Here is a 19487-nt window from a genome sequence, read left to right as displayed (position 1 = left end):
GCAGCGCTCAGGGCTGGGCGTTACAGCACGTCGGCCAGGCGGTCGACCTGGTCCGGGTCGAGGCCGTAGCAGTAGAGCATGACCTCGTCGGCGCCCAGGTCGGCGAAGGCGCTGATCGCGGCGCGGATCTCGGCCGGGGTGGTGAGCAGGCCCTCGACCATGCGGTCGGCCATGCCAGTGAAGCCGTAGTACGCGTGCATGCGGGCGCGCGCGTCGTCGAGCACGTCCTGCGGACCGAGCGCGACGTTCACCTGAGCCACGAGGCGGGGCTCGCCGTCGCGGCCGTACTCCTTCCAGAACCCACGGACGGTGTCGAACAGGCCGCCCGCCCAGGAGGGCGCCGCGGCCGCGAGGAAGCCGTCGCCCCAGCGTGCGACGCGTTCGAGGGCGGCGGGCTTGAAACCGCCGAACAGCACTTCCGGGCCGCCGGGCCGAGCGGGCGCCGGACCGATCGGGCCGACGCCGACGCCGTACGGCTCGCCGCACCACAGGCGGGACAGCGTCGCCATCTGCTCGTCGAGGCGCCGGCCCCGGGTGCGCAGGTCGGTGCCGGCGACGCGGTGGTCGTCGTCGCGGCCGCCGATGCCGAGGCCGAGGACCAGGCGGCCGTCGGTCATCCGGTCCAGGGTGGCGGCCTGTTTGGCCAGCAGGGCGGTGTCCCGCAGCGGGGCGAGCAGCACCTCGGTCTGGACGCGGATGCGTGAGGTGGCGCCCGCGAGGACGGCCAGGGCGATCAGCGGCTCGGGGTTGTCGTAGACGAGCCGGTCGAGCAGGCCGAGCGTGCTGAAGGGACCGGCGTCGGCGCGCCGGGCCCAGGTGAGCAGGGTGATGGGGTCGCCGATGGGCAGGCCGATGCCTACGTTCATACCGACGTTCATACGGACGTTCACGAAGGGGCCTCCGAGAAGAGGGGTCGACAAAGACAGCTGCCGCCCCTCCGGCACCTCAGTGATCGTCAGTGAGGTGGGACGCTCCCGCTCTGCGGCTTCTTTCCAGGGGAACGTCTCGTCGAAGTCAACTCACTGTAGGGCGAGCCGATTTCGCGGGACAAACCGTTTATGACTGCCGGGTTATGACGGCCCCGGCCCCAAGGAGTTCCCGGGCGTCCCGGTCGCCCGCTTCTGTATCCGCGGTGACCTTGCAGGAGATGAGAAGGCCCAGGTCGGACAGGTTCTGACCTGGGCCTTGTGGCCTGGGCTTTCTGACTTGGGCTTTCCGACCTGGGCCTTCTCACGTCCCGCGCTCTAGTACGACCGTCCGCATGCCACCCGGCCCGCTCTCCTCGTGCCTGACGCGCAGCCCGGCCGTCCCGAGCTGTTCCACCACCCACGTGTGGGAAAGCCGCAGTTTGCGGTAACTGCGGGCGGTGAGAGTCCAGTCGGAGTCAGGGGTGTCGCGGGTGTGGATCAGGTCGTGCACGACGACCGTGTAGTCGTCGTAGTCGTCCGGGTACTCCAGGAAGCAGGTCATGATCCGGTCCTCGGTGGCCCGGACCGGAAGGAAACGGTCGGTGCCCGTGAGCGGCACCGTCAGGTCGCGGTAGGCGAACACGGCCGTCCCACCGGGCGCGAGCGCGGCGGCGACGTCGGCGAAGAGGGCGGCCACATCCCCTCGGGTCGGCAGATGGGTCAGCGTGTCACCGAGGCATACGACCGCCCCCGCCGACCCCGGCCGCACCAGCTCCCGCAACGCGGTCCGCACATCCGCCCGCACCGCCCGCACGGCCGGCACCTGGGCGGCGTGCGCGGCGAGTTCGCTCAGCAGCGGCCGGCTCAGATCGACCGCGAGGACGGAGTCGAAGCCCAGACCGGCCAGCGCGAGGCTCGCGTGTCCCGGCCCGCACCCCAGATCCACGGCGAGCGATCCGGCCGCCGGACAGGACGCCGAATCCGGAGTCACACCCCACCCCGAGAGGGAGACGCGCTGCACCGCGGCGAGCGCGTCGAGATCGCCGCCGAGCATCCAGGTGTAGTGCTCGGCGAGAAAGCGGTCGTAGTGGTCGACGGCCTGGTCGACAGTCTGGAAGGCCCGATCGACGGGTCGGCCCTCAGGCCGAGCGATGGGGCGAGCGGCGGCGGTCGTCATCGACGAGGGCTCCCTTCGGTCCGACGGACGAGGGAAATCTAGGGCGTGGTACGGGAGTTGGGTGGCCCGGCCGAACCAAATTCGGAACCCCGGGAAGAATGACGGCCATGGACGACACTGATTCGGCGATCCTCACCCATCTCCAGCGCGATGCACGGCTCACCAACCGCGAACTCGCCCGCCGGGTCGGCATCGCACCCTCCACCTGCCTGGAACGGGTCCGTGCCCTGCGCGCCCGCGGCGTGATCACGGGCTACCACGCGGCCGTACAGCCACGCCTGTTGGGCCGCTCGCTCCAGGCCCTGGTCTTCGCCCGGCTGCGTCCGCTGAGCCGCGAGGTGATCTACGACTTCGAGAGCTACCTGACCCAGCTCCCCGAGGTCGTCTCGGTCTTCGTGGTCTCCGGCGACGACGACTTCCTCGTCCACGTGGCCGTCCCGGACATCGAGCACCTGCACGCCTTCCTCATGGACCGCTTCAGCGCCCGCCGCGAGGTGGTGAACTTTCGCAGTTCGGTGATCTACCGCCAGACCGGCACGCGTGTACTGACGCCCATCGAGACCCACTGAGCTCAGACCCCGTCGAGCAGGGACATGAGGCCGTGGTCGAGTTCCGGCCCCAGGTCTTCTCTCCCCGGTTCGACGACGTCGTACGACCGGTGGAGAAACCGCCGAAGAGTAGCCGTACCGAACCGGATCGCGGCCATGCCGTGCGGCGCGTGGAACTCCACGACCGTGCGGGACCGGCCGCACGGCTGTATGCGTACGTCCCCGATCCCGGCCGCCCCGCCGAGTCCCTCCTCCAGCAGTGAGCGGGCGAACGTCCAGGTGACCCCGTCCTCGTCGGCCGAGACATGGGCCGGGAAGTCGATGTGCACGGCGAAGGGTTCGGCGGCGTGATAGCGCAGCGTGGGCCGTATCGCAAGCTCCGGGAAGTCGGGGGTGACGAGGCGGGCACGAACGGGCTGTTCAAGGGCGAGGCGCATGGACGGTCTTCTCCGTGGTCGGTGTCTTTCTGCGGTTCTCTGTGCGCCTTCTCGACCGCGCGGCAGGCCTGTTGATTACGCGGAACGACCGCCCGCGCCTGTGATCTAAGTCACGCGAACCATTTAGTTGAGATTTTAGTCATCTACGCTGACAAACTCGTCCGCGCCCTCAGCCCAGCAGGCAACTGGAGCGTTCCAGCCATGTCCGACGGTTCTCCCAAGGTGCCCGCCCAGGCATCACCTCCCGCGTCCGCCACCGCCTCGTACGCCCGCATCTACGAGGAACAGCAGCCCCGCCTGGTCGCCTTCGCGCGCTCGCTCACCCGCAACAACTCCTGGGCGGCCGAGGACCTGGTCGCCGAGGCGCACTTCCGTGTCTGGCGGCGGCTGTCGGCGGGCCATGAGATCGAGAACGTACCGGCGTACCTGATGACGACCGTGCGGCACCTGGCGGCGACGGCCGGCGGCGAGGCGCGCGAGACCCCGCACGACCCGCGGACCGCCGAGCGCACGGAGGTCGCCGTCCACGCGGAGGACTCGGCGGACCCGGCCGAACAGGTCTCGGAAGTGGACCTGTTGGTACGGGTACTGGGCCAGCTGCCCGAGCGCTGGGTGCAGGCCCTGTGGCTGGCGGAGGCGGAAGGCCAGCCGCTGGAGACGGTCGGACAGCGCATCGGCGCCAAGCAGGGCGCGACCGCCGTACTCCTGCACCGCGCCCGCGAGGGCATGCGCCAGGCCTTCCTGCGCTCCCAGACCGGCGCCCCCGACGACCCCGCGTGCGAGGTCCACTGGGTGCGCATGCCGGCGTACGTCCGCGGCAACGCGACACCGCGCCAGTCGGAACGCCTGCTCGCCCACGTGGACGCCTGCGACGACTGCCGCGGCCGGCTCGCGGTACTCATGCGCGCCAACGACCGGCTGCCCGCACTGGTCGGCCCGGCCCTGCTGGTCTTCGCCGTGGGCGGCGCGGGCAAGTTCCTGCTGCCCTTCCTCGCCGGCTCCGCAGGCGCCACGGCCGTCCTGAGCGGCCAGGTCGGCGGCGCGCTGCACGCGGCCCGCCAGGCGGTGACCGGCGGCACGGGCGGCGCGAAGGTGCCGACGGCGATAGCGACGGTCGCGGGCGCGGCCCTCGCGATGATGCTCGCCCTGGGCACGGGCAACCCGTCTCCGACGCCGCCCCCGGACCGGGTACCGCTGGCGGAGGCACCGGTGGCCGCGCGGCCGTCGGAGGGGCCGGTCGCGGGGGCGGAGGAGCCGGGGGTGCCGGGCGGATCGGGTGGATCGGGTGGATCGGCGGGGGTGCCTGAGACTGGTTCGGATACGGCGGTGAGGGGCGTGGTGGCTGCGGCTGGGCCGGAGGTTACGGTTGGGTCGGGGGTTGTGGCTGAGCCGGTGGCCGATACGCCGGACGCCGATGAACCCGCGCCGCCCGGTGCCGAGCCGGTGATCGAGCCCCCGGCGGACGACACGCCTCCGCAGAACGACACGCCCCCGCCGCACGAATCGACGCCGGGAACCGAAGACCCGGCCGCCCCGGCACCGGTGGACCCGGCACCGGCTGACCCGGCACCGGCAGCCCCCGTGCCGCCCGCCCCCGCACCGGCCGACCCGGTGGACGAGCAGCCGGAGGCGCCGGGGCAGGAGACGCCGCCATACCCGGACGTTCCGGGGCCAGGGGCGCAGGACCCGCAACCGGAAGCGCCGGAGCCCCCGGCGACCCCGGAGAACCCGGAGCCCCCGGAGACCGAGGTCCCCGCAACGCCGTCACCCGCGCCCACGCCGGAGCCACCGGCCCCAACTCCCGTGGAGCCGGGGCCAATTGAGGAGACGCCGGAGACTCCGGAAGCCCCGCAGGCCCCGCAGGCCCCGCAGGCCCCGGAGACCCCGGAAGCCCCCACTCCGCCGGAGACAACCGCCCCCACCCCCGCACCCGCCCCCGCTCCCACCCCGCAGCCAACACCCGAGGACCCGGGAAACCCCTGCGGGGGCTGACCCGACCCGGCACCGAACCTGGACACACCGACTGACGTCGGTGTGTCCCACGTCACCACAGTCGCGCGAAAAGAAAGCGGCTGCTGTACCCGCCGTGCTGGCATGCTCATGCATGACTACTGGGGGGTAACCACCGTCTGCGCGCAGTGCGGAAAGGGCCGTATCGGCATGCCTCGATACGTCCGTCCGCGGCGCCGCACGCCCGCTCCCCACCGGTCACCTCCTGCAGCGCACCCCCATACACCGCTCCCGAGGACCACGCGTGCACAGACCCAAGCCCAAGCCCCAGTTCAAGCCCAAGCTCAAGCTCAACCTCAAGCTCAAAAGGCATGCCTTACGGTCGGCAGTCACCATCGCGGCCGTGCTCACCACCGGACTCGCCACCGGCTGCTCCACCACCTCCCCGACCGCCACCGAAACGGCGCCCTCGACGGCGGCCGAGCGCCCCGAGCCCGCCGCGGCCCAGGAACAACTCGCCGTCGTGCCGGCCCCGCCCGGAACGGCCGCCCCCACCGCGGTGGCCGACGCAGGTGAGGCAGGCACGGCGAAGAAGTCCTCCCTCAAGGTCGCCTCGTACGACAGGAAGAGCGGACGGGCCGTCATCTCCTCGCCCTCCGTCACGAAACCGACAGCCGAGCCCTCGCGGAGTCCCTCGACTGCTCCCGCGCCCCAACCCCCGGTCACCGTCGGCGACATCATCGCCAGCGCCCCCGCCCCCGGCGCCCCCGACGGCGTGCTGGCCGAGGTCACGGACGTCGTAGGCGCCACGGAAGACGGCGGTACGACGGTCGAGACGGAACCGGCGAAGCTCAACTCCGTGCTCGGCGAGCGCAAGGCCGAGGGCGAGGTCCCGGTCGACCCGTCGTCCGTCGAGGTCAAGCCGCTCGTCCAGGGCGTGAAGGTCTCCTGGGCGAAGACCGGTGACCTCCACTTCGGCCCCGAGGGCGCGAAACTCCCGCTGGGCAGCCTGCGTATCGACGTGGGCGCGGCGGTCGCCACGGCCGAGGGCGCCCCCGCGTCGGCGTCCGCGTCCGTGGAGGGCTTCGTGCAGCTCGCCCCCGAGGTCGCGTTCTCGTACGACGGCTCCGGCGGCGGCACGGGTGCCTCGCCCGGCGGCGCGTTCCTGGGCCTGTCGGGCGACTGGGCCTCCCAGTGGTCCCTGAAGGGCCGCGCGGCCGGCTCGACGAACGGCCAGCCGATCCGCATCCCCTTCGCCGAGCTCCACTCCGACCCGGTGATCCAGGTCGGCCCGATCCCCGTCGTCGTCAACCTGGATCTGACCTGCTACATCCAGGTGAACGCGGACGGCCGGGTGACGGTGGACGTCGAACAGGACCTCAAGGGCGACTTCCGCGTCGGCGGCACCTTCTCCTGGGCCAAGGGCTGGACCCCGGTCAGCGAGTCCGACATGACGGGCGAGCCCCTGAAGGCCACGGTCACGGCCGCCGGCGACGTCAAGGCCGCGTTGGGCGCCGAGGCCACCGTAGGCCTCTACGGCACGGTGGGCGTCACGGCCGACCTGGCCCCGTACGTCCGAGCCCACGCCGACGCCTCGGCCGAGGCCTCCTCCGACGGCACGGGCACGCCCACGGCGGCAGGCGCCTACGCCTACGCCCTCTACGGCGGCGTGGACCTGACCGGCTCCCTCCAGCTCCAACTGACCATATTCGGCACGCCCGTCCTCCAGAAGAGGATCCCGTTGGGAGCCCTCCACCGCGAGTGGCTACTGACAAAGGGCGAGGGCGAGGGCGAGGGCGAGGGCGAGGGCGAGGGCGAGAGCGGGGGCGAGAGCGGGGCGGGGGAGCGGTGACAGCGGGCCCGGCGAAGACGACCGGCTGACCCGAGGGACGGCAGGCCGCTCACGGGCCTCCACACGCAAGTTGCGCGCGGGCTGCGCCGGCGGACTCTTCATCCCGGCGCGTCCCGCGTCCCGCGTGCCGTGTCGCCGCTGGGTGACCAACGGCCGACGCCGGCCCTCATCTGTGTCGTCAGTCGTCCCCACCCGAGCTCGACCCCGACCCGGACCCCGACCCCGATGTCCGACTCGAACGCGCCAGCCAGCGCACCAACCGGCTCAGCCCCAGGGTCACCGCGGCCACCCCACGCACCCAGCGCGGGCCGCCCCGCTCCGCCCACACGACGCAGACGCACGCTCCGACGACGAGCGCGAGGACGCCGGACAAGACGAGGAGCTCGAACACGCTCATCCCCCTTCTTCCTTTACGGTCCGTCTTCCTTTACGGTCCGCGCAATCGTCTCAGCCCGCACAACAGTTCCCGAACGGCGCTCCACACCTGGCACCGAACCCGCACGACTCCCTCAGGCCTTGCGCCCCGACGCCGTACCGGACACGGCGAGAACCGAGAGGAGAACGAGCGCGCACGCCGGGCCGAGTACCGTCCACGGCGCCAGTTCGAAGTACGGCTGGTTCTCCGACAGCAGCCGCCCCCACTCCGGCGTGGGCGGCTGCTCGCCCAGCCCGAGGAAGCCGAGGGAGGCCAGTACCAGGACCGCGGTGGGCAGCCGCAGCAGGGCGTTGCGCAGGACCGCGGGCAGGACCGCGGGCAAGTAGTGGTGGCGCAGCAGGTACAGCGGCCCGGCGCCGAACGAGACCGACGCGAGCAGGTGGCCACTGGCCCGTTCCTCCTCGAGCAGCGCCGCGGCCTGGGCGGCGTACGGCGTCCAGCCGACGAGGCACACCGCGAGCGCGGCACCCCACACCGACGGCCCGGTCACCGCCGTGGTCAAGAGCCCGGCGAGGACGGCCGGAAGGGTGGAGGCCACCTCGGTCAGGCCCGCGCTCACCCGTGCCGCGCTGCCGAGCAGCAGCCCGACGAGGACGCTGACCGCCGTCACCGCGAGGGCCACGCTCGCCGTGCGCAGCGCCCCGTGGCCCAGCCGGGCCAGCAGATCACGGCCGAGCGAGTCCGTGCCCAACGGGTGTGCGGCGGAAGGCGACAGGAGCCGGGCCGCCGTGTCCACCTGCAGGGGGTCGCGCAGCAGCCCCGCCACGACCAGGGCGAGCAGTACGACGGCGCAGAACCCGGCGATCCAGCGCGTGGAGCGCCGTCGCGCGAGGGACGGCGGGGGAGGGGCGGTCAGGGCGCCGTCCCGGAGGGCGGGGCCGAGGAGCGCGCGCCGCACGGCCTGAATGAGAAGCCCGGCGACGACACCCAGCAGGACGAGGGCCAGCGTCGCCGTCTGCAGCGGCGGCAGATCCTGGGCGATGGCGGCGTCCAGGGCGAGTCGGCCGAGCCCCGGAATGTTGAAGATCTTCTCCACCGCGACCGCGCCACCGACCAGCGCCACGACGGTCGGCAGAAGCTGCGGAAGCACACCGGCGAGTGTGCGGCGCAGGGCGTTGCGGGCGACGGCCCCGGGCGAGAACCCGAAGGCGTACCAGGTCCGCGCCCATGGCTCCCGGAAGGCGCCGGGCAGCGACTGGTCGAGCAGACCGCCGATCATCGCCCCCGACGGCACGCCGAGGGCGAGCGCGGGCAGCACCATCGACGACGGCCCCTCCCACCCACTGGACGGCAGCCAGCCCAGCCACACCCCGCACACCGTGGCAAGCAGCGAGGCGAGCAGGAACTTGGGCAGCGCGGCGAGTACGGCCGCCCCGGTGCCCGCCCGCGCCCGCCGCAGCCGCCGCCGGGAACCGAGCCACAGGGTGCGTCCGCAGACCAGCGCGGCCACCGCGACCGTGACCACGAGCGCCCCGAGCATCAGCGTCACCGACACCGCGAACGCGGTCGTCACCTGAGGCAGAACCGGTTCGCCCGACACCCAGGACGTGCCCGCGTCACCGCGCGGCAGCCCGCCCAGCCAGTGCGTCAGATGCGTGAACGGCCCCTCGTCCAGGCCCAGTTGCTCCCGTACGGCGGCCAGTTGCGCCGGCGTCGGATCCTGGTCGGCGGACCGGGCCCGCAGGACCGTCAGCGCGGGGTCGTTCCCGGACAGCCAGGGCAGCAGGGCGACGGCCGTGAGCAGCACGGAGCCGGCGACGACGCGGCCGGCCACCGTGCGCCACGGGGAATGGCGGGTATGAGCACCGGCCGATGTCACGCCCACCTACTTCAGGTGCGTGTCGGCATCGACCAGGGACCGCTCGCGCGGGTCGAGGAGCACACCCTCGACATCGGTGCCGATGCCCTGCACGACCTTCTCGTGGACCAGCGGCACGACGGCGTCCGTACGGAGAATCTCCGCCTCGGCCCGCATGATCTTCGTCCGGCGCTGCTCGGTGTCGCCCTCCTCGGCCGCCGCCTTGACGGCCTTGTCGACGGCTGCGTCCTTCAAGCCGGCGATGTTGTAGACACCGTCGCTCATGTAGTCGCTGGCGAGGTAGGCGACCGCGTCGCCGGTGTCGAGGAGCGTCACCCGGGAGAAGACGAGCGCGTCGTACTTGCCCGCGAGGAGGTCGGCCTCCATCTGCGTGTACTCGCGCACGTCCTGCTTCACCGTGAACCCGGCCTTCTCCAGCTGCTGCTGCAGCACGGTCGCGGCCTCGGGCAGTTCCGCGCGGTTGGTGTAGGTGGCCAGGCGCAGGGTCTTCCCCTTCGTCTTCGCCTTGACGTCGGCGGTAGGGGCGGCCGAGGCACGCCCGCTCACCTCCACCCGGTTCTCGTCCGCCCAGGAGACGGCAGGCCCGAACAGACCCTGCGCGGGGTCGGCGTACCCGCCGAAGACCGAGTCGACGAGCGCCGAGCCGTCCACGGCCTCACGGGCGGCCGCGCGCAGGGACGCGTCGGCGAAGATGCCGCTGCCGGTGTTGAGCACGAGACTGTCGGTCCGCACGGAAGGCACCTCATGCCGGGTGTCCTCGTCCAGCAACCCGGCCTGGGCGGTGGGGATCCACTCGGCGATGTCGACTTCACCGCCCCGCAGGGCGTTGGCGCGGGCGGTGCCGTCGGCAATCCAGGTCACGTCGATGCCGGACGCCTTGGCCTTGCCGCCCCAGTACCCGGCGAAGCGGTCGAGCGTGGCCTTGGTCTTCCCGGTGAGCTTCGTGATCTCGAAGGGACCGGTACCGGTACCGACCGGACTGACGGTGCCGTCCTTCGCGTACGCCTTCGGGGAGAGGATGCCCAGCGCCGGGCTGGCGAGCCGCAGCGGGAGTACGGGATCGGCGGCCTTGGTCGTGAGGGTGACGGTGTCGGCGTCGTCGGCCTTCGCGGTGAGGGTCACGTCGCTGAGGACACGGGGCTTGGTCTCGGCGGCGTTGGCCTTGTCGAGCGCGTTGACCACGGACTCGGCGGTGACGTCCGTGCCGTCCTGGAAGGTGGCCTTGCGCAGCTCGAAGGTCCAGGTGGTGGCGTTCTTCTGCGCCCAGGACTTCGCCAGCGCGGGCGCGGCGGTCCCGTCCTCGTCCAGCGCGGTGAGACCTTCGGCCACGGAGAGCTTGCTCAGCACGGTGGCGTCGTTGCTGTACGGCGACAGCGCCTGCACGGGCGGCACGGCGAGGGCGACCCGCAGCCGACCCCCCGATCCTGCCGCGCCTTCCGCATCCGAGCCGCCCTCGCTCGACGACACGAAGCAGCCCGTGAGCAGGGGGGTGAGGGCGAGCGCCGCGAAGAGTCTTCGCGGGGTGGTGCGGCTTGTGCGGATGGTGCGGGTGGCGCCGGTGGTGCGCAGGGTAGTGCGGGTGGTGCGCATGCTGGGTCCTGTCCGTGCTGCGTCGGCGGGGCCGCGTCAGCATATAAGGCAAGCCTTACCAACATTTCACCGGGTTGATGAAGTCTCAACCACTGAGATCCGGCTCCACCTCGGCCTGCTGCGAGAGCCCCGGCATCAGGGCAGTTGAGGCATCCGCCAGTACTGCCTCTTCTTCTCGTCCCGTACGACAACGCCGAGCCGCAGCAGCTCCCTACGCAGCTCGCGGGCATCGTCGGCATCCGCCTCCCCCTTCTTCCGCGCCGCCGCACGAGCCCGCAACAGCGCGTCCGCCCCCTCGGGCAGCCCAGGCGTCCCAGGAACCCAGACTCTGAACTCCCCCCGATACGGATCCTCATCCGCCCACCGATAACCATGCTCGGCGAAGGCACCGGCAAGCCGCGGCCAGGGCAGCCGGCAATCCTCCCGAGCAAGCTCCATCCCGTCCGCCCCGAGCAACACGAGCTGCTTGCCGTCCCGCACCACCAGCCCGATCTCATCACCCCCGAACTCCTGCGACGCGTCCCTGACCCTGAGAACGACGCGCGCCCGGGAGACCCTGACAGCCAGCGACTCATGCACCGCAACAAACCCGACGACCAGCCCCAGCCCCGCCCCGACCACAACGCCCCCAACGCTCAGCCAAGGCTCCGGAACAGAGGTCAGCAACTTGGCCGGCCCCTTGAACGGCGCCCAGCGCAACGTCACCAGCCAATGCGCGAGAACCGTGACCAACCACCCGATCCCGGCCCCGCACCCCACACAGAACAGCACCAGCACCCAGGCCGACTCAGCGATCACGGTGCCGCTGCCGGCGGACGCCCCGCCCTTCTCCGAAAGATCCCCCGAATTGCTCATGTCCCCCGCACCTACGTGTCTGATCTCCGACTCCACACCGCCGAGTCTGAAGGGCAGCCGTACATGCTGTCGTCGGCCGATGGTCTACGGGGGCTGCGACTTTGGTTTGCTTTGGCGGTGGCGGTCGCCCCTACGAAGCCGTCATGCGCTGCTCCAGAAGGCCAGGGCCTTGCTGATCAACTCTTTCGCGGCGTCCCCATAGCACGCGGCATTGCTCAGGGCGTTGAACGCCTTGTCGTGGAGGGCGAGTTCGTTCGAGTCGGTGATGTCCACGCCGGTGGAGACGAGTTCGTAGTGGGCCCGGTCATCGCCGTGCATGTTGAAGCCGGGCATGGGGACCACCCCTACCTCGGCCGTGCTGCGAAGCACGCCGAGAGTGAGAGAGGGCAGGTCGATGTCGTGGAGCAGGCGCTCCATCTGCCCGCGCATCACGACCGGCCCGCCGATGTTCGTGTACAGGGCCTGTTCGCCGAGGATCACGTCGTAGTGATGCTCACCGTCGCACAACACCTGCTGACGCTCCATCCGCTTGGCCACGCCCGCCGCAACGTCATCCGGAACACCGAGGAACTCAACGACCTGACGGAGAATCACCGTCGCGTACGCCTCGGTCTGGAACGTCCCCCAGATCATGGTGGGGACGTATGCCTTGCCGTGCCGAGTCCGGCGGTACCAGTCGATGACCTCGCTCTGGATATCTTCGGTGCCGGTAGACAGTCGCTGTTGCCACGGGATCAAACTGGTCACGGCTTCCCCCTCTGAGCTGTCTTTTCCCCAGCCGACACTGCCCGTGGGTCCGACAGGGCAATCCGGCCGGTCAGCAGAACGTCGTGGTTGGCGAAGAGCGCGTCGAGTTCGAGGCGACGGCGGATATACGCCGTCCATGTCGCGTTGGGCAGGTTGGCGTGCGTGTTGACCATGCGGGCGCGGCTCGCCTGAGCGAGGATCCAGCGGGCCCGGTCTTGGTCGGCGGTACGGCCGCCGAGATCGAAAGCCAGCCGCCACAGCTCGTCCCCGTCGCTGTGTTCGTCGACGACGGTGACGAGGCCGATGTGGGGGAACCTCGGCTCGGATCAGTTACGCCAGCGACTGTCGCACTGCGTCGACCAGTGACGTTGCGCGCACATCGGAGGGGCCCCCGATGATGTGGTTCATCACGTAGGCGAAGCCGATGCCGTGCTCCGGGTCGGCAAAGCCGAGCGAACCGCCTCGACCGGTGTGGCCGAAGGAGTCCGGCCCGGTCATGGGGTTGGTGTCGGTGGGCAGCATGTATCCGGAGCTGAACCGGCTCGGCACCACCATCACCTCGTCCGCCCCGCAGGCCTGCTCCTTGGTCGCTGATGCGAGGGTTTCCGGGGTGAACAGGCGCACGCCGTCCACCTCGCCGATCAGCGCGGCGTACATACGTGCCAGTCCGCGCGCGGTGCTGATTCCGTTGGAGGCCGGGAGTTCCGCAGCCTGCACCTCGGGTGAGTTGAAGTCGATCTCGGACGGGTCCGTGACCGCGAACGCCCTATTGCTGAGCGAGTTCGGGTCCCGCCAGGCGGCGACCAGTTCGCGGAGTTCCTCGGGGATCAATTCCGAAGGTGCCGTGGTGTAGTTGATCTCCGGCTGTTGGTACACCATGTGGCTGACCCGGTCGCGTTCACTGGTCGGCAACCCGATGAAGAAGTCCAACTCCAGCGGGGCGGCGATCTCGTCGGCGAAGAAGCGGCCCGGAGTGTGGCCGGAGACCCGGCGGATCACCTCGCCGGCCAGCCAGCCCCAGGTCCGGCCGTGATACCCGTGCGCGGAGCCTGGAGTCCACTGGGGGCGCTGAGCGGCCAGTGCGTCCGTCATCGGCTGCCAGGCCAGTGCCTCCGCCAGCGGCACCGGTTGGTCCAGCGCGACGAGGCCTGCCTGGTGGGACATCAGCCAGCGCACCGGGATGGCCGCCTTGCCGTTCGCGGCGAACTCCGGCCAGTACTTGGCCACTGGCGCCTCTAGGTCCAGCGCGCCGCGCTGAGCCAGCAGATGTACCGCGGTGGCTGTCGGCCCCTTGGTCGCCGAGTAAACCAGCTGCAGTGTGTCCCGCGTCCACGGACGACCAGTGTCAGGGTCGGCGACCCCACCCCACAGGTCCACCACCGGCCGGCCAGCCAGGTAAACGCACACTGCCGCGCCGATGTCCCCGTGCTGGGCGAAGTTCGCCGCGAACGCTTCGCGTACCGGTTCGAACCCGGCCGCGACCTCACCGTTGATCGTGGTCATGCGGCCCATCCTGGCATTTCGGCTGCCGCTCCGAGAGAGTCCTTTCGATGCGCGCAAGCCCGCACCGATCAGGACGCGACGGGCAGCGCCTGAAGACGCTCGCGGAACTCGCGGACGGCCGGAACGGACTTGTGTGCTTGAAGCTGCTCCGAGAACTCCTTCAGGCGGTCCAGAGCCCGTACGGAACTGACCTTGTCTTCAAGGAGCTCAGCGCCGTAGTTCGCAGCGTCGAGCGCTCCGTCCAGGTCGTTTCCGGCGAGGCGGGCTTCAGCCAGGCGGCTGGACCGTACGGCCTTGTCCCTGGGGGCGGCCTTCGTGACGGAGATCTCCAGCGAACTCGTCGCTCGCTCCAATTGGCCCGAACGCAGCAGGACCTTGCCCTCCGTCGACTTCAGTTGCGCCTCGCCGAACCAGTTGAGCCAGTCAGGGCCTTCCTCCCCTATGTGGCGTTCCCAGAGGGAAGCGGCACGGTTCAGGGCCCTACTGGCCCTCTTGTGCTCGCCGTCGCGGGACAGCGCTTCGGCCTTGTGCAGGTAGAGGAAGGACTGGGTGTAGGGCGACAGGGTTCGAGGAGCGTTGTCGATGGCGGTCGAGATGAGGTCGACCCGCTCGGCGGTCCGTCCGGCCTCGGAGACGTGGACGCCCATCTCCGCCAGCACGAAGGCACCGAAGGCATCGTCCGCAGCGGTGCGGGCGCTGCGCAGGGCTCCGACGTAGTACCGCTGTCCTACGGACCGCAGCCCTGCGTCGTAGGCCATCCAGCCGGTCAGATGCGACACCCGGGCCGCCAGTGCGTACAGGCGGATACGGATCTTGTCCGTGTATCGGCCGGCGTCCAGGAGACCGGTGATCAGGGCGAGATCACCGCGTGCCTGCTCCAGGAGTCGGGCGCCCCCGAGTTGGTCGTCGAGCGTGCGGAGTGTGCTGATGCGCTGCTCGATCGTCGAAACCATCGTGTCGGTGACTCGATCTCCGTTGAGCGCGGAGGCGAAGGCAGAAGGGGCCTCGGCCCAACTCGCCGCAAGCCCCGTCAGGGCGGCGCCGGTGATGGTGAGAAACCCCCGCCGGTCCATGCGGCCACTTCCCACCAGATCAGCTAGTGCCTCAACGGTACCGGCCTCTGTCCAGGGAGCAGTGAGCCCGGTGACTTCCCATACGGGGAGCCACCGGGGCCATGCTTCGGCTTGAACCTGTTCGTACGGAACGTGCAGCAGGTCGGCGAGTATGCGCTGAGTGTCGGCGTCCGGCTCCTGTCCCTGCTCCCACTTCCAGACTGTCGTGCGGTTGGTCGCCAGCGGGATGCCGAGCAACTTCCCGTGCATCTGCATGAGTCGAGCGAATTCGGCCTTCCCCCATCCGCGCGACTGGCGGACGAAGGTCAGAGGGTGGACTGCTAACGGCTCACCAGGCACGTCATCACTCCCATCGCCGCCTCGTGGCGTAGCTCGGAGGCTGCTTCCCGCGCCCACGTGTGGAAGGGCGTCCCCAAGAGGAACCCCCCAGAAACGTTCCGGGACCGCCCGCCATGGACGTTGACTGAGCTTCAGCCATCCAATCCTTATCGCCCACAGCCGTGGGCGCAGTCCCCTGACTTCCCGCTGGAATCCCCGGTGGGAGAACCCGAAGAGGAAGGAGCACGAGGTGGCAGAGACCACGACACCGCCTCCGGCCCGGAGTGGCCTTCTGGTGGCGGTGGAAGAGCTGACCGCCGTCCACGACCGCTACGACAGCCTCCGGTCGGACAACGCCGGGAGTTCCGGCGATGCCCCGTGGCCGGGCGGTGACGGCAACTTGACCGACATCGAGTAGCACCCAGGCGACGGGGGCCCGCGCGATCCGCCGTGCCGGCCCCCGTCGCGACTGCGTCACGTGGTCAAACTCATGAGGAGGCAGTGATGGAACACCAGTTGATCAACGCCATCGAGGCGTCGCTCGGGTGGAACGGGGCGGACGAACTCGGCAAGGGCTTCGTGCGGGGGAGCATGGACGACCCCGCCCTCGTCTCCCGCATCCTGACCCCGAACCGTCTGCTCGACATCGCCATGCGCAGGAGCCTGAACCGCCCGCAGTTCCGGTGCTTCCAGAAGGGCGAGGAAGTCCACCCAGCCATCTACTACACCGACACCGTCAGCCCCCGGGGCCAGAGCATCCCCATGGTCAACATGCGCAGTCTGGGCAGGGTACTGGGGGAGGGCGCGACGGTCATCCTCGACCAGGCCAACGTCTTCGACCCGACGATGGAGGTCGCCTGCCGGGCATTGCAGTGGTGGTCACGCGAGCGCGTTCAGGTCAACGCGTATCTGACGACGAACGACGCCGCGGGTTTCCCGCTGCACTGGGACGATCACGACGTGGTGATCATCCAACTCGCCGGCGAGAAGGAGTGGGAGGTACGCGGAACCTCCCGCAAGGTGCCCATGTACCGCGACTCCGACCCCAACAGCACCCCGACCGAAGAGATCGTCTGGGCCGGCGTGATGAAGACCGGTGACGTGATGCACATCCCCCGAGGCCACTGGCACCAGGCGACCCGCAGCGGCCATGGATCGGGGAGGAGCCTTCACGTCACGTTCGGGATCACCAAGCGCACAGGAGCGAGCTGGCTGGCGTGGTTGGCCGACTGGTCCCGCGAGCACGAGATCTTCCGGCACGACCTGGATCGCGTGTACGGGAGCGGCACTCAGGCCCTGACCGGGGCCGCCACCCGGCTGATCGGTGAGCGGTCCCCGGCCGACTTCCTTGCCGCGTACGAGCAGGCGACGACACTTCCCCGACACGTGCCGTTCCTCGACGTCCTGGGTCCGCTCGACGCCGTGGTGTGCACCACCCATTTCCCTCCGCAGATCCGGGAGAACGGCGAGACCGTCGACATCGTGGCCTCTGGGAAGAAGCTCACCTTCGAGGCCAAGGCCGTGCCCGCGCTGCGTTTGCTGCTGAGCGGCAGGCCTGTCCCGCTGGAGCGGGCGACAGCCGTCGTCGGTGCCGAAGCGGCGGAGGTGGCCGAGATCTTGGTGAGGGAGGAGATATGCGCGGCGCTGACCCCCGAGTTGTCCTCGGGCTACACCGGTCTCGTCACGAACGCCGTCTCCTGACCGGAGCACTGGACGTCGGCGTCACAGCGATCGACACCAGCACCAACTACCTCGGCTTCCGCTCCCATGAGGTGCTGGCGCGGACAGCCGGCGATCTGTTGCCGGAGTTCACGCTCTCCACAAAGGTGGGCTACTTCCCGAGCCTGGACAGGGCAGAACACTCCCTGAACCCGATTCGGCTGTACGGGGCCGTAGAACAGTCGGCCCGGGACCTCGGACGAGAGCCGGACGTGGTGTTCCTGCACAACCCGGAACACTCGCTCCAAGAGACCGTTCCTGAGGCCGTCCCTCACAGCCGGGACGTCCTGGCCCAGGCATGCGCCATCCTTGACGATGCCGCATCGAAGGGGCTGTGCGGGGCCTGGGGCATCGCGTCCTGGGACCCGTCACCGCTGCGGAATCTGATAGATACGACCATGCCGAGGCCATCCGTCCTCATGGTCCGTGCTGGCCTGCTGGTTGGAATCAGAACGCTTGACGCCGCGGACGCCCTGGCTGCGGCGTGGGGCCTGAGCGACGGCATGGTGTGGGGCATGAGCCCCTTCGGAGGCAGCACGGGCGTCCCGGTGTGGGACAGAATCGACCCCCGCGTCTTCCTCAGAGACAACGCTGGACTTTCCCGCGTACAGGCGGCCTTCCGCGCCGCCTACGACCTCCCTCAGGTCGACGTCCTGGCCGTAGGAACCGACGATCCCGCTCATCTGGACGAACTGATCGGCGCTTTGGCCGGCGAGGTCGACGAGCGGGCTATCCACGAGTACCGGAACCTCCTTCGGGACCGGTTGCGCGGTCAACTCGTCTGAAGCTCTGCGACGATCTGCTCCGCCATACGGCGTGCGGGCTGGAGCCGAGGATCCTCCGGGTGCGCATGCGGCCCCAGGATCTTCGCGCACACGAACAGCGTCATCAGCTTGCCGTCCCGGCTCTCGAAGTCTCGGCGTCGCTCTTGCCGTACGCGACCGGCCAGAGCAGGGACGGCAAGGGAACTTCCCCACAGCGAAGCGGAATCCAGCCCCCGCGGTGCGCTTCCCCAGTCCTCCCAGTCGAAGAGACAGAACGTCGGCGCGGTCATGTTGGCCCAGTTCAGATCCGCGTGGGCCGGTACCCACCGCTCGACGGTCGTGTCGAAGTCGCCGGAGAACGCAGAACGGATGGACTCGGTGACGAGAGCCTGTGTGATGGTGACGGTGTCCGGCGTAGCGACGCGTCTCGTGTCCTGAGCCGAGAGCGCGTCCACCGATGAGTTGAACGCCCGCCACCACTCATCCGGCAGCTTGGGGTCCTCACTCAGAACGGCGGTGCCGATGGGCGCTCCCGGCAAGAGCTCGGTTGCGTCGGCCCGCCACATCACCGGTTCATATGCATCTAGCCAGACCACACACCCCTGCCATGCAGGCTGGGCGACGTTCTGCAGGCGAGCGGCGCATTCAGTGCCGTTCCAGCCCTGAACGCCGATCTTGTCGAGCGTCCGCCTTTCGATACGCACCCATGTATCGCGGTCCGTCCGCGCCCCGACCGAGCGGCGCTTGCGCAATACCGTGCCCCGATCCAGGTGCACTTGAAGCGAATGCTCTACGTGGTCAAGAACCTGATCAACCGGTTCGATCCGCAAGTCGACGGGTCGGGCCGTGGATGCCGAGAGCGTCATAGGTGCGACCGTAACAGCGGGGGACTCCATCCAGGATCAGCTTGATGAGCTGCACGGGAGATTGTGGAGGCTGTGGACGCCTTCCGCGCCGGGCGGGCGAGTTCACCGAGCCATGCCGTGGTCGTCTGGATCCGTCGTGATTCCTACGCGACCCAGCAATACAGGCTCTGCCCCTGCCCGGCAGGGCTGCGGGGAGAGAGCCGCAAGACCGCTCGCGATCTTGTCGGCGTCGAGGACGATGCCCTTGGGAGACAAGGTGAGGAATTACTCAGCGAGAACGCCATCGTCCGGGGTCACCGCGACGATGGCCACAGTGGGAGGTGGCGGTGCTGGCGTGTACACGTACGCCACTGCAAGCCCCGGCACTCCGGCCCGGGGTTCGATCCTCGTCTTGCGGACTTCGGTGCCGTCCTTACGCGGCAGCCCGAGCAGGACCCCGAGCCTGGGCACCTGTTCCAGCTCCCGCCGGAGTGTCTCCAGTGCCTGCTCGGCTCCGAGGGCCTTCGCCCGATCGGCCGCCCGTACTGTCACAGCCACGATCACGCTGCTCACCGGCCCTGTGCCTCATGCTTCAGCCGTGCCGCGAGGTCGATACCCTCCTGCACGGCGATGTCGAAATCGGGGTCCTGGTAGAGCCGGATCCTGCCCCGGTAGTCAACGATCACGGTGGCGACAGCAGCGAGGTCCGTCTCCGACGATGCCTCCAGTGCACGCTGAAGATCTGCTTCAAACGACTCCCGGTCGCCCGGAAAGCCGTGTCCGGACCGAAGAGCTGCTCGAATGTCGCCGATGGTCTTCAACGGCAGCGCCGCTGGCCCGGGCGTCTCCGCGTACTGTGCGCTCACGATCGTCTGCTCCTTGCTGTCTGCTGTCCTATGAGGAGTGTCCTACAGCGGAACGGGGGCCGCTGAGGAAACCTCCCTCG

General features: G+C 69.8%; 19 protein-coding genes. 6 read left to right on the top strand and 13 right to left on the bottom strand.

Going from position 1 to position 19487, the window contains the following annotated elements; translation table 11 throughout:
• Nucleotides 1–20: 20 nt before the first annotated feature.
• Nucleotides 21–866 (bottom strand): LLM class flavin-dependent oxidoreductase, encoded by an 846-nt coding sequence (locus PBV52_RS17195; protein ID WP_274239259.1) that lies wholly within the window; start codon nt 864–866, stop codon nt 21–23.
• Nucleotides 867–1230: 364 nt separating this feature from the next.
• Nucleotides 1231–2085, bottom strand: a complete 855-nt coding sequence (locus PBV52_RS17190) for a bifunctional 2-polyprenyl-6-hydroxyphenol methylase/3-demethylubiquinol 3-O-methyltransferase UbiG (protein WP_274239258.1) — start codon at nt 2083–2085, stop codon at nt 1231–1233.
• A 107-nt stretch (nt 2086–2192) separates the two neighbouring features.
• Between PBV52_RS17190 and PBV52_RS17185 the strand changes: the two genes are divergently transcribed.
• Complete coding sequence (locus PBV52_RS17185) at nt 2193–2654, top strand: Lrp/AsnC family transcriptional regulator (protein WP_274239257.1); 462 nt, start codon at nt 2193–2195, stop codon at nt 2652–2654.
• A 2-nt stretch (nt 2655–2656) separates the two neighbouring features.
• On the opposite strand, the gene PBV52_RS17180 is transcribed toward PBV52_RS17185, so the two are convergent.
• Nucleotides 2657–3070, bottom strand: a complete 414-nt coding sequence (locus PBV52_RS17180; protein ID WP_274239256.1) for an SsgA family sporulation/cell division regulator — start codon at nt 3068–3070, stop codon at nt 2657–2659.
• Between the two features lie 201 nt (nt 3071–3271).
• Here PBV52_RS17180 and PBV52_RS17175 point away from each other — a divergent pair, with 201 nt between their 5' ends.
• Both PBV52_RS17175 and PBV52_RS17170 read left to right on the top strand, forming a co-directional pair.
• Nucleotides 3272–5062 (top strand): sigma-70 family RNA polymerase sigma factor, encoded by a 1791-nt coding sequence (locus PBV52_RS17175; RefSeq protein ID WP_274239255.1) that lies wholly within the window; start codon nt 3272–3274, stop codon nt 5060–5062.
• 262 nt (nt 5063–5324) lie between these two features.
• A complete protein-coding gene (locus tag PBV52_RS17170; RefSeq protein WP_274239254.1) occupies nt 5325–6872 on the top strand; it encodes a hypothetical protein in 1548 nt (515 codons plus the stop codon).
• Nucleotides 6873–7050: 178 nt separating this feature from the next.
• Here PBV52_RS17170 and PBV52_RS17165 read toward each other — a convergent pair whose 3' ends face one another.
• From PBV52_RS17165 to PBV52_RS17135, 7 genes are all read right to left on the bottom strand, one after another.
• A complete protein-coding gene (locus tag PBV52_RS17165) occupies nt 7051–7269 on the bottom strand; it encodes a hypothetical protein (RefSeq protein ID WP_274239253.1) in 219 nt (72 codons plus the stop codon).
• 112 nt (nt 7270–7381) lie between these two features.
• Nucleotides 7382–9127 (bottom strand): ABC transporter permease subunit, encoded by a 1746-nt coding sequence (locus PBV52_RS17160; protein WP_274239252.1) that lies wholly within the window; start codon nt 9125–9127, stop codon nt 7382–7384.
• 6 nt (nt 9128–9133) lie between these two features.
• Nucleotides 9134–10717 carry an ABC transporter substrate-binding protein gene (locus tag PBV52_RS17155; protein ID WP_274239251.1) on the bottom strand — a complete coding sequence of 528 codons (1584 nt, stop codon included), beginning with the start codon at nt 10715–10717 and terminating at the stop codon, nt 9134–9136.
• Between the two features lie 135 nt (nt 10718–10852).
• Nucleotides 10853–11608 carry a hypothetical protein gene (locus tag PBV52_RS17150; RefSeq protein WP_274239250.1) on the bottom strand — a complete coding sequence of 252 codons (756 nt, stop codon included), beginning with the start codon at nt 11606–11608 and terminating at the stop codon, nt 10853–10855.
• 105 nt (nt 11609–11713) lie between these two features.
• Nucleotides 11714–12319, bottom strand: coding sequence for a DUF5753 domain-containing protein (locus PBV52_RS17145; RefSeq protein WP_274239249.1), 606 nt, complete (start codon nt 12317–12319; stop codon nt 11714–11716).
• A gap of 330 nt (nt 12320–12649) precedes the next feature.
• Entirely contained in the window at nt 12650–13822 is a 1173-nt protein-coding gene (locus tag PBV52_RS17140; RefSeq protein WP_274239248.1) for a serine hydrolase domain-containing protein, read from the bottom strand.
• 68 nt (nt 13823–13890) lie between these two features.
• The gene (locus PBV52_RS17135; protein WP_274239247.1) at nt 13891–15234 is read right to left on the bottom strand and encodes a transcriptional regulator; all 1344 of its coding nucleotides are present in this window, start codon (nt 15232–15234) and stop codon (nt 13891–13893) included.
• A 229-nt stretch (nt 15235–15463) separates the two neighbouring features.
• On the opposite strand from PBV52_RS17135, the gene PBV52_RS17130 reads away from it, so the two are divergent.
• From PBV52_RS17130 to PBV52_RS17120, 3 genes are all read left to right on the top strand, one after another.
• Nucleotides 15464–15631, top strand: a complete 168-nt coding sequence (locus tag PBV52_RS17130; protein WP_274239246.1) for a hypothetical protein — start codon at nt 15464–15466, stop codon at nt 15629–15631.
• An 86-nt stretch (nt 15632–15717) separates the two neighbouring features.
• On the top strand, nt 15718–16914 hold the full coding sequence (locus PBV52_RS17125; protein WP_274239245.1) for a JmjC domain-containing protein: 1197 nt from the start codon (nt 15718–15720) through the stop codon (nt 16912–16914).
• The gene (locus PBV52_RS17120) at nt 16848–17717 is read left to right on the top strand and encodes an aldo/keto reductase (RefSeq protein WP_274239244.1); all 870 of its coding nucleotides are present in this window, start codon (nt 16848–16850) and stop codon (nt 17715–17717) included. The genes PBV52_RS17125 and PBV52_RS17120 overlap by 67 nt, the downstream gene beginning before the upstream one ends.
• On the opposite strand, the gene PBV52_RS17115 is transcribed toward PBV52_RS17120, so the two are convergent.
• From PBV52_RS17115 to PBV52_RS17105, 3 genes are all read right to left on the bottom strand, one after another.
• Nucleotides 17705–18562, bottom strand: a complete 858-nt coding sequence (locus PBV52_RS17115; RefSeq protein WP_274239243.1) for a hypothetical protein — start codon at nt 18560–18562, stop codon at nt 17705–17707. The two genes, PBV52_RS17120 and PBV52_RS17115, sit on opposite strands and share 13 nt — an antisense overlap.
• A 264-nt stretch (nt 18563–18826) precedes the next feature.
• Nucleotides 18827–19099 carry a hypothetical protein gene (locus PBV52_RS17110; RefSeq protein WP_274239242.1) on the bottom strand — a complete coding sequence of 91 codons (273 nt, stop codon included), beginning with the start codon at nt 19097–19099 and terminating at the stop codon, nt 18827–18829.
• 11 nt (nt 19100–19110) lie between these two features.
• The gene (locus PBV52_RS17105) at nt 19111–19407 is read right to left on the bottom strand and encodes a DUF6247 family protein (RefSeq protein WP_274239241.1); all 297 of its coding nucleotides are present in this window, start codon (nt 19405–19407) and stop codon (nt 19111–19113) included.
• Nucleotides 19408–19487 lie beyond the last annotated feature (80 nt).

It is taken from the genome of Streptomyces sp. T12 (assembly GCF_028736035.1).
Taxonomy (GTDB): Bacteria; Actinomycetota; Actinomycetes; order Streptomycetales; family Streptomycetaceae; genus Streptomyces.
The sequence above is the reverse complement of the archived record's forward strand: the minus strand, read 5'-3'. Positions and strand labels throughout refer to the sequence as shown.